Origin of the sequence: Pseudomonas koreensis (assembly GCF_036668835.1) — a bacterium.
Lineage (GTDB): Bacteria > Pseudomonadota > Gammaproteobacteria > Pseudomonadales > Pseudomonadaceae > Aquipseudomonas > Aquipseudomonas koreensis_I.
The window spans coordinates 1,084,111-1,098,391 of sequence record NZ_JAZEVW010000001.1 but is presented as its reverse complement, the minus strand read 5'-3'; the positions used below and the strand labels follow the sequence as shown (position 1 = coordinate 1,098,391).

At 62.3% G+C, this 14,281-nt stretch carries 14 protein-coding genes; 5 read left to right on the top strand and 9 right to left on the bottom strand.

The genetic code is table 11. The annotated features are described in order from the left end of the window. Nucleotides 1–32: 32 nt before the first annotated feature. The 6 genes from ptsP to V6F91_RS04955 all read right to left on the bottom strand — a co-directional run bounded on the left by ptsP (nucleotide 33) and on the right by V6F91_RS04955 (nucleotide 6,880). Nucleotides 33–2,546, bottom strand: a complete 2,514-nt coding sequence (gene ptsP, locus V6F91_RS04980) for a phosphoenolpyruvate--protein phosphotransferase (protein WP_332762783.1) — start codon at nucleotides 2,544–2,546, stop codon at nucleotides 33–35. 35 nt (nucleotides 2,547–2,581) lie between these two features. Continuing rightward, complete coding sequence (locus V6F91_RS04975; protein ID WP_332762781.1) at nucleotides 2,582–3,604, bottom strand: SIS domain-containing protein; 1,023 nt, start codon at nucleotides 3,602–3,604, stop codon at nucleotides 2,582–2,584. Then, nucleotides 3,585–4,691: an N-acetylglucosamine-6-phosphate deacetylase gene (gene nagA, locus V6F91_RS04970; RefSeq protein WP_332762779.1), complete on the bottom strand. Its 1,107-nt coding sequence runs from the start codon at nucleotides 4,689–4,691 to the stop codon at nucleotides 3,585–3,587. Before nagA ends, V6F91_RS04975 begins: the two co-directional genes overlap by 20 nt. Before the next feature lie 27 nt (nucleotides 4,692–4,718). Continuing rightward, nucleotides 4,719–5,450, bottom strand: a complete 732-nt coding sequence (locus V6F91_RS04965; RefSeq protein WP_423815311.1) for a GntR family transcriptional regulator — start codon at nucleotides 5,448–5,450, stop codon at nucleotides 4,719–4,721. Nucleotides 5,451–5,735: 285 nt separating this feature from the next. After that, nucleotides 5,736–6,251, bottom strand: a complete 516-nt coding sequence (locus V6F91_RS04960) for a L,D-transpeptidase family protein (protein ID WP_090281908.1) — start codon at nucleotides 6,249–6,251, stop codon at nucleotides 5,736–5,738. Between the two features lie 77 nt (nucleotides 6,252–6,328). Further along, nucleotides 6,329–6,880: an NUDIX hydrolase gene (locus V6F91_RS04955; RefSeq protein WP_332762776.1), complete on the bottom strand. Its 552-nt coding sequence runs from the start codon at nucleotides 6,878–6,880 to the stop codon at nucleotides 6,329–6,331. Nucleotides 6,881–7,027: 147 nt separating this feature from the next. Between V6F91_RS04955 and V6F91_RS04950 the strand changes: the two genes are divergently transcribed. The 5 genes from V6F91_RS04950 to purT all read left to right on the top strand — a co-directional run bounded on the left by V6F91_RS04950 (nucleotide 7,028) and on the right by purT (nucleotide 10,401). Then, nucleotides 7,028–7,627 carry a CoA pyrophosphatase gene (locus tag V6F91_RS04950; protein ID WP_332762774.1) on the top strand — a complete coding sequence of 200 codons (600 nt, stop codon included), beginning with the start codon at nucleotides 7,028–7,030 and terminating at the stop codon, nucleotides 7,625–7,627. Between the two features lie 46 nt (nucleotides 7,628–7,673). After that, on the top strand, nucleotides 7,674–8,198 hold the full coding sequence (locus V6F91_RS04945; protein ID WP_332762772.1) for a gamma carbonic anhydrase family protein: 525 nt from the start codon (nucleotides 7,674–7,676) through the stop codon (nucleotides 8,196–8,198). After that, nucleotides 8,195–8,404, top strand: coding sequence for a DUF1289 domain-containing protein (locus V6F91_RS04940; protein ID WP_332762771.1), 210 nt, complete (start codon nucleotides 8,195–8,197; stop codon nucleotides 8,402–8,404). Before V6F91_RS04945 ends, V6F91_RS04940 begins: the two co-directional genes overlap by 4 nt. Before the next feature lie 247 nt (nucleotides 8,405–8,651). Next, nucleotides 8,652–9,119 carry a VUT family protein gene (locus V6F91_RS04935; protein ID WP_090281913.1) on the top strand — a complete coding sequence of 156 codons (468 nt, stop codon included), beginning with the start codon at nucleotides 8,652–8,654 and terminating at the stop codon, nucleotides 9,117–9,119. A 100-nt stretch (nucleotides 9,120–9,219) separates the two neighbouring features. Continuing rightward, complete coding sequence (gene purT, locus V6F91_RS04930) at nucleotides 9,220–10,401, top strand: formate-dependent phosphoribosylglycinamide formyltransferase (RefSeq protein ID WP_332762768.1); 1,182 nt, start codon at nucleotides 9,220–9,222, stop codon at nucleotides 10,399–10,401. 93 nt (nucleotides 10,402–10,494) lie between these two features. Here purT and V6F91_RS04925 read toward each other — a convergent pair whose 3' ends face one another. The 3 genes from V6F91_RS04925 to V6F91_RS04915 all read right to left on the bottom strand — a co-directional run bounded on the left by V6F91_RS04925 (nucleotide 10,495) and on the right by V6F91_RS04915 (nucleotide 14,099). Next, on the bottom strand, nucleotides 10,495–11,811 hold the full coding sequence (locus V6F91_RS04925) for an MFS transporter (RefSeq protein ID WP_332762766.1): 1,317 nt from the start codon (nucleotides 11,809–11,811) through the stop codon (nucleotides 10,495–10,497). Between the two features lie 222 nt (nucleotides 11,812–12,033). Next, on the bottom strand, nucleotides 12,034–13,275 hold the full coding sequence (locus tag V6F91_RS04920) for a transporter associated domain-containing protein (protein WP_332762765.1): 1,242 nt from the start codon (nucleotides 13,273–13,275) through the stop codon (nucleotides 12,034–12,036). A gap of 11 nt (nucleotides 13,276–13,286) precedes the next feature. After that, entirely contained in the window at nucleotides 13,287–14,099 is an 813-nt protein-coding gene (locus tag V6F91_RS04915; RefSeq protein ID WP_090281917.1) for a cytochrome C assembly family protein, read from the bottom strand. Between the last annotated feature and the right edge of the window lie 182 nt (nucleotides 14,100–14,281).

The following is a 14,281-nucleotide window of genomic DNA, read 5'->3' as shown; positions in this document are numbered from 1 at the left end:
TGGTTCTCCTGCTCTTTGGACAGAGCTTGTTGTTAGGGCAACGGCCAGTGCTGGTGGCAGGCGTGACGCACGGCGGCGGCGCTGGAGAGCTTGAGCAGGTCATGGCTCAAACGCTGGCATTCGCCCTCATGCAACTGGCGCACACGGTCCTTGATTTCACCGATCTGCACCGGGCTGACCGACAGTTCGGTCACGCCCAGACCGATCAGCACTGGCGTCGCCAGCGGATCGGAGGCGAGGGCGCCGCAGACGCCGACCCAGCGTTTGTGCACCGCCGCGCCGGCGCAGGTCATGGCGATCAGGCGCAGCAATGCCGGGTGCAAGGCATCGACACGCGCCGCCAGGCCGGCATGGTCGCGGTCCATGGCCAAGGTGTATTGCGACAGGTCGTTGGTGCCGATCGAGAGAAAGTCGGCGTGCTCGGCCAGTTGTTCGGCTTGCAGCGCGGCCGCGGGCACTTCGATCATCACGCCGATTTCCGGACGCTCAGTGATGTTCAGTTCCATGCACAAGCCATCGACCTGCTGGCGAATCTGCAACAACTCGTCCACTTCGGTAACCATCGGCAACAGGATCCGGCAGTGATGCAACGGCCGGACTTGCAGCAGCGCACGCAATTGATGGTCAAGGATTTCCGGGCGCGCCTGCGCCAGACGAATACCGCGCAGACCGAGCACCGGGTTGGCTTCGGCGGGCAGCGGCAGGTAGTCCAGTTGCTTGTCACCGCCGACATCAATGGTGCGGATGATCACCGACTTGTTGCCCATCGCATCGAGCACCGCTTGATAAGCGGCGCGCTGCTCCTCGACATCGGGCGCAGTCTGGCGATCGACAAACAGAAATTCGGTGCGCAGCAGACCGACACCATCGGCGCCGTTGGCAAACGCGTCTGCCGCTTCACTGCTGGAAGCGACATTGGCGACCACTTCGATGGCCACGCCATTGCGCGTTTCGGCGGGCAAATGAGCCTTGGCCTGTTGCGCGTCGCGACGCTGCTGACGCTCGATTTGCGCGTGTTGAACATCGGCCAGGCGCTCGCTGTTCGGCGCCAGTTCGAGGCGACCGCCGTCGGCATCCAGTACCACCGCCCGGTCTTGCGCCTGATCGAGCAATGCCGAACCCAGCGCCACCAGGCACGGCAAGCCTTTGCCGCGAGCGAGAATCGCCACATGCGAGGTCGCGCCGCCCTCGGCCATGCACAAGCCAGCGACACCTTGCGCGCTGAGTTGCAGCAGATCCGACGGTGTCAGTTCATGCGCCGCGACAATCGCGCCGGCGGGCACATCGTAGTGCCAGGTCTCGCCGAGCAAGGCGCGCAGCACGCGCTGTTTGAGGTCGCGTAGATCGTTGGCGCGCTCGGCCAACAATGGGCTGCCGGTGCCTTGGAGCATGTCGCATTGCGCGTCGATCGACTGACTCCAGGCGTGAGTCGCCGCGCTGCCTTGCTTGATCAATTGCTGCGCGGCTTCAAGCAGGGCCGGGTCTTCGAGCAGAGCCATGTGCGCGGCGAAGATGGCTTCTTCGTCGGCGTTGTTGTGCTTCGTCGCTCGGGCGAGGGTGGCGGCGATGTCGCTGCGCACCGCGTTCAGTGCCGCATCGAGAGCCGCTTGTTGCTGTGCCGGATCGTGGTTTCCCGCATCCGCCGGCAAGCTGATCGCGTTCAAGCGATACAACGGCCCGGCGACCAGCCCCGGTGCCGCGCAGACACCGTGCAACACACCCGCCTCCGCCGGGCGTTTCAGCGGTGCGGTACTGACGGGCGCTTTAGCGTGATGATCATCCGGCAGCGCGGTAGCCAATGCGCTGAGCAAGGCTTGCAGCGCCGCGTCGGCATCCGCGCCCTGACAACTGACTTGCACTTCATCCTGCTCGCCAATCGCCAGACCCATCAGACCGATCAGGCTGTTGCACGGTGCCGACTTACCGGCGAAGTGCAGCTGTGACTGACTGTTGAAACCCTGCGCAGTCTGGCGGATCAGCGCCGCCGGACGGGCATGCAAGCCACCGCGATGGGCCACGCGTACCTGCCCACGAACTACGGGGCCAGCGCAGGCTTCAACACCTGCCGCTGAGTCGTTGCGTGCGACGATGTGCAGCAACGGCTCGCCGACTTTCACCGCTTTGAGCGTGATCGGGCGCACCTGAAAGTCGTGGCTGTTGGTCAGGATCAACAGGCTGACCAGACTTTTGCAGCGTTGGCCGACCTGGTCCTGGTCATAGCGCAACAACGGCTGGCCGAGGCTGACCCGTTGATTTTCACTGACCAGCATCGAAAAACCGGCGCCGTTCAACTCAACGGTATCGAGGCCCAGATGCAGGAGGATTTCTGCGCCATTGTCAGCGCGTACGGTGACGGCGTGAGCGGTGCGCGCGACGTGGATGATGGCCCCGGCGCATGGTGAGTACAGCGTGTCGTTGAGCGGGTCGATCGCGATGCCGTCGCCCATCGCGCCGCTGGCGAACACCGCGTCCGGGACTTTGGCGAGCGTCAGCACCGGGCCGCTGAGCGGGGCGCTGAGGGTCAGCTCTTTATTGTTGTTGGGCATGGCTCGGTCTCATCAGGGTGTGCAATCAGGGGCACTCAGTGGGTGCGGGTCACTTTGCTCAGGTGGCGCGGCTGATCCGGGTCCATGCCCCGGGCCACGGCGAGGCCTGCGGCCATGACGTAAAAGCTCTGGATCGCCAGAATCGGGTCGAGGGCCGGGTGTTCGGCGCGGCTCAAGGTCAGATCACGTTCGGCCACGTCATCAGGCGCGGCCAGCAATACGCGGGCGCCGCGTTGGCGCATTTCTGCCGCGAGGCTCAACAACCCGGCCTGTTCCGCACCACGCGGGGCGAACACCAGCAGCGGATAGTGCTCGTCGATCAGCGCCATCGGGCCGTGACGGACTTCGGCGCTGCTGAAGGCTTCGGCCTGAATCGCCGAGGTTTCCTTGAATTTCAGCGCCGCTTCCTGGGCGATGGCGAAACCGGCGCCACGGCCAATGACCATCAGCCGCTGACAATCGCGCAGCGCGTCGATGGCGACACTCCAGTCCTGGGTCGCCGCTTCGCGCAGACCCTCTGGCAGCGTGTTGTGTGCCTGCAACAATTCGTCGTCTTCTTTCCAGTGCGCGACCAGACGGGCGCTGGCGCTGAGGGTGGCGATGAAGCTTTTGGTCGCGGCGACGCTGCTTTCCGTTCCGGCGAGCAGCGGCACGCTGAATTCACACGCCGCTTCCAGTGGCGAGTCGGTGGCGTTGACCATCGATACGCTCAGCGCGCCACGCTTTCGCAACAGGCGCAGGCTGTTGACCAGGTCCGGGCTTTGTCCCGACTGGGAAAAGGCGAACGCGACCTGACCGCTGACCTTCAACGGCGCCTGCTGCATGGTCACCACCGACATCGGCAACGACGCCACCGGCACGCCCAGTTGCTGCATGGTCAGGTAGGCGAAATAGCTCGCCGCGTGGTCGGAGCTGCCCCGGGCCACGGTCATCGCTACTTGCGGCGGCTGACGGCGCAGGCGCCCGGCGATCTCGATCAGCTGCGGGTCGAGCTGTTGCAATTGGGCGTGCACGGCCTCGAACGAGGACAGCGCCTCCTCAAGCATTTTTGAAGTCAATGTCTTCTCCTTCGACCATGACAGCGGTCAGTGTGAGTGAGCGATCGAGCCGCACGCAGTCGGCCCAGGCGCCGGGGGCGAGGCGCCCGCGTTCGTTGAGGCCGAGGTAATCGGCGGGGAATTGCGACAGGCGCTGCGAGGCTTCGCTGATCGGCAGACCGATCTTCACCAGATTGCGCAGGGCCTGATCCATGGTCAGCGTGCTCCCGGCCAGGGTGCCGTCGGGCAGGCGCACGCCGCCCAGGCATTTGGTCACGGTGTGGCTGCCGAGCTTGTATTCGCCGTCGGGCATGCCGGCGGCGGCGGTCGAATCGGTCACGCAGTACAGGCACGGGATCGAGCGCAACGCCACGCGGATCGCACCGGGATGCACATGCAGCAAATCCGGAATCAGCTCGGCGTATTGCGCGTGGGCCAGGGCCGCGCCGACGATGCCCGGTTCGCGGTGATGCAGCGGGCTCATGGCGTTGTACAGATGGGTGAAACTGGTGGCGCCGGCGTTCAACGCGGCAACCCCTTCTTCGTAGCTGCCGAGGGTGTGGCCGATCTGCATGCGGATGCCGCGGCTGCTCAGCTCGCGGATCAAGCCGTTGTGACCGGCGATTTCCGGCGCGATGGTGATCACGCGGATCGGCGCCAGGGCCAGATATTCTTCAACCTCCGCCATCAACGCGGTGTGGGCGAAGTTCGGTTGCGCGCCGAGTTTGCCGGGATTGATATACGGGCCTTCGAGGTGGACGCCGAGGACCCGCGCAGCGCCTTGCGCACGCTGTTTGCAGAATTCTCCTACCTCTTCCAGAACGCTGGAAATCTCGGCACTCGGCGCGGTCATGGTTGTGGCCAGCAGCGATGTAGTGCCGAAACGCACGTGGGTTTTGCTGATGGTCTCGAAAGCGCTGGCGCCTTCCATGATGTCTTTGCCACCGCCGCCGTGGACGTGCAGGTCGATGAAACCTGGCAGCAGGTACGGCAGGTCGTTATCGGCCGGGTCGCAGGGCTCGCCTTCGACCGCCACGACTTTGCCGTGGGCGTGGATCAGCCGGCCGCGAATCCAGCCGTCAGCGGTGAGGATGTTGTCTTCGGACATAGTGTTTTCTCGGTTCCGGCGCCGCTCTCAGCGGCGCAGCTCTGCGACAAAGTCGTAGTAGTCGTTGCGGCAATAGGTGTCGGTGACTTCGATCGGCGTGTTGTCTTCCAGATAACCGACCCGGGTCATCAGCAGCATGGCGGTGCCGGGGGCGATGCCGACCAGTGCGGCGAATTCGTCCGAGGCATTGATCGCCTGGATGTGCTGCAAGGCGCGGACGATCGGTTTGCCGATGCCGTCGAGGTATTCGTAAAGCGAATCGCCCACCGCTTGCGGCTTTGGCATGATCGAGGCGGGCAGGGTGCTCATCTCGATGGCCATCACGGTGTCGTCGGCTTTGCGCAGACGCTTCATGCGCGCCACCTTGTCGTTCGGCGACAGGCCGAGGCGGATCAGTTCTTCGTGGGTCGGCAGGGTGATTTCGCGCTCCAGCCAGTGCGAGCTGGGGACGAAACCCTTGAGGCGAAGCATTTCGCTGAAACCGGAAAGGCGCGACAGCGGTTGTTCCAGGCGCGGCGTGATGAACGTGCCAGAGCCCTGCAAGCGACGGATCAGGCCTTGCTCCAGCAGGACTTCCAACGCCTTGCGTGCGGTCACTCGGGAAATCCCCAGCAATTCGCTGAGATTGCGCTCCGAAGGCATCGCCTGTTCGGCTTTCCATTGCCCGGCATGAATTGCCGCTTCCAGATTGCGCGCCAGTTGCAGGTACAGCGGCGTCGGCTGGGCGTCATCGGGGCGTAGGGCGTGGAGATCGTTCATGTAGGGCATTTCCGGCGCTGATATAGGATTGTTGTCGCTCGGTAGTCGGGCGAAAACTAATACCACTTGCATACCATGTCAACGCAGGGAAAAGCCGGCTTCAGCGCTAGCTGGGTCCTTGGCTGGAGGGTGGGTTTCAAGTGGTATTAGTGGTGAGCGGGGAGCACAAAAAAAATCGCAGCCTGGATCAGCCCTGCCGGTGAGAGTGGTATCACCGGGCAGACGCTGAAGCAGGCTGCGATTTGTTTGATTTATTTTTCGGGCCGACCGGCGGTCGCGCTGAAATTACGGACGAATTTCGATCATCGTGCCGTCCGGCACCAGATTCCAGACTTCTCGCATGTCGACGTTACGCATGGCGATGCAGCCGTCGGTCCAGTCGAGGGTGTGGAACAACTGCTCCGGGTTGTCTTCGGAATCCGGTGTGCCGTGGATCATGATCATGCCGCCGGGCTCGACGCCTTCGCGGCGAGCGCGGGCCGAGTCGCTGATGTTCGGGTAGGAAATGTGCATCGACAGGTTGAATTTGTCGCTGGTCTTGCGCCAGTCGATCCAATAGAAGCCTTCCGGCGTGCGCTTGTCGCCTTCGATCAGTTTCGGACCTTTCTTCGCGCCCTTGCCCAACGAAATGCGATAGGTCTTCAAGGGTTTACCGTCGGTAATCAGTTGCAGTTGATGCGCCGATTTGAGCACCAGGACTTTTTCGATCAATGGGGTATTCGACGGTGTCACGGTGGTCACGAATGACGCTTGCGAGACTGTGACGAATGACAGGCAAAACAGGGCAAGCAACCAGCGCATTGAAACGATTCCCCAAAAGTGACGCAGATACAGGTTGGACAGCGGTGTGTGGTGTTATCGGCCGGTGCGCGACGAAATCAAGTGATGGCTGGTTGCGCCAGCGGTGGAATCGATTCCGAACGCACCGGGTAACATTCGGTGCGCCGATCCGCGAAGAAGCATTCCAGCGTGCGTCCCACTGTGCGGAAAGCCAGATCGTCCCAAGGGATATCGGCTTCGTCGAACAGTTGCACTTCGAGGCTTTCGGGGCCAGCGGCAAAATCCAGATCGACCAGTTCGGCGCGGAAGAATACGTGAACCTGACTGATATGCGGCACGTCGATCAGCGTATAGATGCTCAGATTGCGCACGCGGGCGCAGGCCTCTTCGGCGGTTTCACGCACGGCGGCCTGCTCGATGGTCTCGCCGTTTTCCATGAAGCCGGCGGGCAGGGTCCAGTAACCGAGGCGTGGCTCGATGGCGCGGCGACAGAGCAGCACCTGACGGCCCCAGGTCGGCACGCACCCGGCGACGATATTGGGATTCTGATAGTGAATGGTCTGACAGCTTTCGCAGACATATCGCAGCCGCGAATCGCCTTCGGGAATGCGCTGGGTGACCGGGTTACCGCAGTGGCTGCAAAATTTCATGCTGAGGTTCCTGAATGCTGCGCCTATCTTGGCGTGCGGCGGTGCCGGTCGGCAAGTTGTCGTTTCGCGACACGTCGGGTTTCGGGGGCTTGGGCGCTCGCATCGATTGGTGCATGATGCCGGGTAAGGTACCGATCGAGAACACTCATGCTGGATGAGCTACTGCACAGGGTCAGCAACCACACACCGCGCACGCTGGAGACCGACTCACGCTTTCCCGAGGCCGCCGTACTGGTGCCGATCACTCGCAGCGACGAGCCGGAACTGGTCCTGACCCTGCGTGCCAGCGGGCTCTCGACCCACGGCGGCGAAGTCGCCTTCCCGGGCGGTCGGCGCGACCCGGAAGACCCGGACCTGATCTTCACCGCACTGCGTGAAGCCGAAGAGGAAATCGGTCTGCCGCCGGGGCTGGTCGAAGTCATCGGCCCGCTCAGTCCACTGATTTCACTGCATGGCATCAAAGTCACGCCGTACGTCGGGGTGATTCCCGATTTCGTCGAATACCAGCCCAACGACGCCGAAATCGCTGCGGTGTTCAGCGTGCCGCTGGAGTTCTTTCGCAAAGACCCGCGCGAACACACCCATCGCATCGACTATCAGGGCCGCAGCTGGTACGTACCGAGCTACCGCTTCGGCGAGTACAAGATCTGGGGGCTGACGGCGATGATGATCGTCGAACTGGTCAATCTGCTCTATGACGCCAGGATCAACCTGCACGAGCCGCCGAAAAGCTTCATCAATACCTAGCCATCGTTCGAATGGCCCATCACCGCAAGCCCTGAGGACCACCACCATGAAATACCGCCTGGGCGACGCCCGTGTCGAAACCCATCCACAGAGCTGGGTCGCCCCCAATGCCGTGCTGGTCGGCAAGGTCAGACTGGAAGAGGGCGCCAACGTCTGGTTCAACGCCGTGCTGCGCGGTGACAACGAACTGATCCTTATCGGCAAGAACAGCAATGTGCAGGACGGCACGGTGATGCACACCGACATGGGCTTTCCGCTGACCATTGGCACCGGCGTAACCATCGGCCATAACGCCATGCTGCACGGCTGTACGGTCGGCGATTACAGCCTGATCGGCATCAACGCGGTGATTCTCAACGGCGCGAAGATCGGCAAGAACTGCATCATCGGCGCCAATTCGCTGATCGGCGAGGGCAAGGAGATTCCCGATGGTTCGCTGGTGATGGGCTCGCCGGGCAAGGTTGTACGCGAACTCACCGAGGCGCAAAAGAAGATGCTCGAAGCCAGCGCCGCGCACTATGTGCATAACTCCCAGCGTTATGCCCGCGATCTGGCCGAGCAAGAACAATGACGACCGCTGAACGACCTGTTGCCTCGCCCTGCGTGAATATTTGCGCGCTGGATGAGGCTGATGTCTGTACCGGGTGCCAGCGTACTGTGGAAGAGATTACTCGCTGGAGTCGCATGAACAATGACGAGCGCCGGGTGGTGCTGGGGTTGTGTCATGAGCGGGCGAAGGCGAGTGGATTAGTCTGGATGATCCCTTCGAAATCGTGACCGACCTCAAAATGCCCTCACCCTAACCCTCTCCCAGGGGGAGAGGGGACTGACCGTGTTGTTTGGACGAGTCACGCCGACCTGAAAATACCGCGTCGAACTCAGGACTTGAAAAGCCCCCTGTCTGCTCCCTTTCCCCCTCGCCCCCCTTGGGGGCGGTCCGACGTTTCGGGAGGGCTGGGGTGAGGGGGTGGCTCTTGACCTTGCGGTCCAGTAACCTGTGCGCCAAACCACCAGGTCACCCTCCATGATTTTCCTCATCGCCTACATCAGCAGCGTCGTGCTGATCAACTTCGCCTTCTCCACCGCACCGCACCTGGACATCATCTGGTCGGCCTGGGGCGGGCTGGTGTTTGTGCTGCGTGACATGGTGCAAACGCGCTTCGGTCACGGTGCAATCGTGGCGATGCTGGCGGCGCTGGTGCTGTCCTACGTCACCTCCGATCCGTCCATCGCGCTGGCCAGTGCCACGGCGTTCGCGGTCTCCGAGTGCATCGACTGGCTGGTGTTCAGCATCACCAAACGACCGTTGCGCGACCGCCTGTGGATCAGTTCGGCGCTGAGCATTCCTCTCGATACCTTTATCTTTTTCGGCATGATCGACCTGCTGACCCCGCCAGTGATCATCACCGCCCTGGCCTCGAAATTCGCCGGCGTTACCGCCGTGTGGCTGATCATGGCCTGGCGCGAGCGCAAACAGGCTGTCGCCAGCTGAAGCCAAACCCTCGGGTTCATGTAAAATGCCGCGCTTTCTCCCCATGGAAAGCGCGGCTGGCGTTGCTTTCCTCGATGATCCGCTGCTTTGAGGACCTGAGATGACCCGTATCGGAACTCCACTGTCGCCAACCGCGACCCGCGTATTGCTGTGTGGCTGTGGTGAGTTGGGCAAGGAAGTGGTGATCGAGCTGCAGCGCCTGGGCGTTGAAGTGATTGCCGTCGACCGTTACGCCAACGCGCCGGCCATGCAGGTTGCGCATCGCAGCCATGTGATCAACATGCTCGACGGCGCCGCCCTGCGCGCCGTGATCGAAGCCGAGAAGCCGCACTTCATCGTGCCGGAAATCGAAGCCATCGCCACCGCCACCCTGGTCGAGCTGGAAGCCGAAGGCTTCACCGTAATCCCGACCGCCCGTGCGGCGCAATTAACCATGAACCGCGAAGGCATTCGTCGTCTGGCCGCAGAAGAACTCGACCTGCCGACCTCGCCGTATCACTTTGCCGATACCTTCGAGGATTACAGCAAAGCCGTGGAAGACCTCGGCTTCCCGTGCGTCGTCAAACCGGTCATGAGTTCGTCGGGCAAAGGCCAGAGCCTGCTGCGCAGCGTCGATGACGTCAAGAAAGCCTGGGACTACGCGCAAGAGGGCGGTCGCGCCGGCAAAGGTCGGGTGATCATCGAAGGTTTCATCGACTTCGACTACGAAATTACCCTGCTGACCGTGCGTCACGTCGGCGGCACCACGTTCTGCGCGCCGGTCGGTCACCGTCAGGAAAAGGGCGATTATCAGGAATCCTGGCAGCCGCAGGCCATGAGCCCGGTAGCCTTGGCTGAATCCGAGCGTGTGGCCAAAGCGGTCACCGAAGCGCTGGGCGGCCGAGGCATTTTCGGCGTCGAGCTGTTCATCAAAGGTGATCAGGTGTGGTTCAGCGAAGTGTCGCCACGCCCGCATGACACCGGTCTGGTGACGCTGATTTCCCAGGATCTGTCGCAGTTCGCTTTGCACGCGCGGGCGATTCTGGGCCTGCCGGTACCGCTGATCCGTCAGTTCGGGCCATCGGCTTCGGCGGTGATTCTGGTGGAGGGTCAATCGACTCAGACTGCATTTGCCAACCTCGGCGCAGCGCTGAGCGAGCCGGACACGGCGTTGCGTCTGTTCGGCAAACCTGAAGTGAACGGCCAGCGCCGCATGGGCGTGGCGCTGGCGCGGGATGAGTCGATCGAGGCTGCGCGTGCCAAGGCGACCCGTGCTTCTCACGCTGTCGTAGTCGAGCTCTAAACGCGTCGCGGCATTCGCGAGCAGGCTCGCTCCCACAGTGGAATGCATTCCAATTGTGGGAGCGAGCCTGCTCGCGAAGCTTTTGATCTGCTGTCAGGCAACCTGATTCAGGTCGTTATTCCTTGTTTCCTTCAGGCACAGCACCGCAATCAAACTCAGCACCGCTGCCGCCGACACATACCCGCCGACATAACTCAAACCGCCCATCGCCACCAGTTTCTGCGCGAAGAACGGTGCCGCCGAGGCCCCGACAATCCCGCCCAGGTTATACGCCGCCGACGCGCCGGTATAACGCACATGGGTTGGAAACAGCTCCGGCAACAGCGCGCCCATCGGCGCGAACGTTACGCCCATCAAGAACAGTTCGATGCACAGGAACAACGCCACGCCCCAGGTCGAGCCCTGAGTCAGCAACGGCTCCATCAGAAACCCGGAAAGCACCGCCAGCACGCCGCCGATGATCAGCACCGGTTTACGCCCGTAGCGGTCGCTGGCCCAAGCCGACAACGGTGTGGCAGCGGCCATGAACAGCACGGCAAAACACAGCAGGCCGAGGAAGGTCTCGCGGCTGTAACCCAGCGTGGACACGCCGTAGCTCAGGGAGAACACCGTCGAGATATAGAACAGCGCATAGCACACCACCATCGCCGCTGCGCCAAGCAGCGTTGGCGCCCAGTACTGGCTGAACAGTTCGACCAGTGGAACCTTCACCCGCTCCTGACGAGCAATCGCGTTGGCGAACACTGGCGTTTCATGAAGTTTGAGGCGTACATACAGGCCGACCATCACCAGCGCGGCGCTGAGCAGAAACGGAATGCGCCAGCCCCAGCTGCGGAACTGCTCGTCATCGAGGGTCATGGCCAGGGTCAGGAACAGACCGTTGGCGGCGAGAAAACCGATCGAAGGCCCCAGTTGCGGGAACATGCCGAACCACGCGCGCTTGCCTTTCGGCGCGTTTTCCGTGGCCAGCAAGGCGGCCCCGCCCCATTCGCCGCCCAGCCCCAGGCCTTGGCCGAAGCGCAGCACGCACAACAGAATGGGCGCCCATGCACCGATGCTGTCATAACCCGGCAGGACGCCGATCAATGTGGTGCAGACGCCCATCAGCAGCAGCGAGGCGACCAGCGTCGATTTGCGCCCGATGCGGTCACCGAAGTGGCCGAACAGCGCCGAGCCGAGCGGGCGGGCGAGGAAGGCGATGCCGAATGTGAGAAACGCCGAGAGCATCTGTGCGGTGCCCGACGTCTGCGGGAAGAACACCGGCCCGATCACCAGCGCGGCGGCGGTGGCGTAAACGTAGAAATCGTAGAACTCGATGGCGGTGCCGATAAAGCTTGCCGTCGCCACGCGGGTGGCGGAATTGGTCGGCTGGGCAGGCGCGTTGTCGCGCAAAGCGGTCGTGGTGGTCATGCGGTGATCCCTGACAGTCATGAGCTCCGTTGGAGCGAATTATTATGGTCGAACACCCAGGGATGTGGGGTAGGGCGCGAGCGCTGTTTCGAGTAGGAACAGTCGTCGGTTTGCAGCGGAAACAGTCGGATCAGTGGCGTGCCGGGTAAGCACAGGGATCGACGGCGCTTGGGTAAGCTCGGCGATTATAGGAAGCGGGCTAACGATTGAACAAGAGGCGATCTAGCGTGCCGGTACCAAGGCTGGCACAGAGGAGGTCAGCCAGATCAGTACTTTGCTCACGCGGTTGTCTTCGGTCTCGAGGATTTCCAGCCGGTAACGGCCGATCTTCAGGCAAACCGCGCTTTCCGGAATGGTTTCCAACGCCTCGGTCACCAGCCCGTTAAGGGTTTTCGGCCCGTCGCTGGGCAGGTGCCAGCCCAGGCATTTGTTCAGTTCGCGGATCGATGCGGCACCATCGATCACCATGCGCCCGTCGGCTTGGGGGTGGATGTGCGGGTTATCGAGGCTGTGCTCGCTTTCGAATTCGCCAACGATCTCTTCGAGAATATCTTCCAGCGTGACAATACCGAGCACCTCGCCGTATTCGTCGACCACCATGCCCAGGCGCCGCTGTTGCTTGTGAAAGTTCAGCAGCTGCAGTTGTAGCGGGGTGCTTTCCGGAACGAAGTAGGGTTCGTAGCTGGCTGCCAGCAGGGCTTCTCGCGTAAGTTCGCCGTTGCTCAGCAAGTGGCCGACCTGACGGGTGTTGAGTACCGCTTCGACCTGGTTGATGTCGCTGTGAAACACCGGCAGGCGCGTGCGTTCGTTATGGCGCAGTTGCTCGATGATCGCTTCGATCGGATCGTCGAGGTTGATACCGTCGACGTCACTGCGCGGCACCAGAATATCGTTGACGGTGATGTTGTCCAGCGCGTGGATCCCGGAGACCGGGTGCGCACGAACCGGATGTTCGGCATCGTCATGACGGTCGGCGGGCGCTTCGTCTTCGCTGTGTTGCACGACTTGGGCCTTGCGCACGAACGGGCTCAGCAGCAAGCCGCTGAGACGGCTGAACACCCACGCAAACGGGTAGACAATCTTCAGTGGCACCGCGAGCAGGGTATTGCCGAGCCCCAGCACTGCATCGGGATAACGCTGGGCCACGCTGCGCGGGAAGTAATCGGCGAATACCAACAGGATGGCGCCGACGCCCAGGCATGCTGCCCAAGGTCCGTTTTCCGCGCAAAGGAAGATCGCCAGCAAGGTGGCAATCACCACGGCTAGCGCTCGGCACAGGGTGTTGCACAGGATCAGGCTGTCGAGCGGGAAGCTGAGCTTCGCCAGCGGCTTATCGTTGGCGCGCGAGGCGGTGCGCTGCGCGAGCAACTGCTGTTGCGCGATTTCGACGGCGGTAAACAGCCCTGACCAAACAATCAGCAGAGCGAATACCGCGAGCATCGGCCCTATGGGCAAACCGTCCATTTATACGCCCGTCAGATGTGCAGAATGTATTCGCGAACCAGTTTGCTGCCGAAATACGCCAACATCAGCAGGCAAAAACCGGCGAGCGTCCAGCGAATCGCCTTGTGCCCGCGCCAGCCCAGACGGTTGCGACCCCACAGCAGCACGCTGAACACGATCCATGCCAGGCACGCCAGCAGGGTCTTGTGCACCAGGTGCTGGGCGAACAGGTTCTCGACGAACAGCCAGCCGGAGATCAGCGACAACGACAGCAGGGTCCAGCCGGCCCAGAGGAAGCCGAACAGCAGACTTTCCATGGTTTGCAGTGGCGGGAAATTCTTGATCAGCCCGGACGGGTGCTTGTGTTTGAGCTGGTGGTCTTGCACCAGCAGCAGCAATGCCTGGAACACCGCGATGGTGAACATGCCGTAGGCAAGGATCGACAGCAGGATGTGGGCGAGAATGCCCGGCTCTTCATCGATGATCTGCACCGTACCGGTCGGCGCGAATTGCGCCAGCAGCACGGTGATCGCACCGAGTGGGAACAGCAGCACCAGCAGGTTCTCCACCGGAATTCTCGAACAGGCCAGCAGGGTCAGCGCGATCACCGCTGCGGCAATCAGGCTGGAGGCGCTGAAGAAATCCAGGCCCAGGCCAATCGGCGTCAACAGATGAGTCAGCAGGCTGGCGCCATGGGCGACGACGGCGAGCACGCCGAGGCTGACCAGCAGGCGCTTGTTCGCCTTGGCGCCAGTGGCCAGACGGGTGCTTTGATACAGGGTCGCAGCGGCATACAGGAGGGCGGCGGCGAGGGTGGTCAGTAAACTGGGTGACAAGGGGAGCATAAATCCTGATGGGCGGGCCCGAAAGACGCTGAGTTTGGCATAGAACCGCCGCGACACGAAAGACTCGGCAAGCTGACAGCGAGGTGTGCGCCGGACGCAGTCTTCGCTATAATCCGCGACCTGCCCACGCCGCAGGCTCGCCGAGCACATGTTGATTCCGGTCTGGGCCGCCATTATCCCGG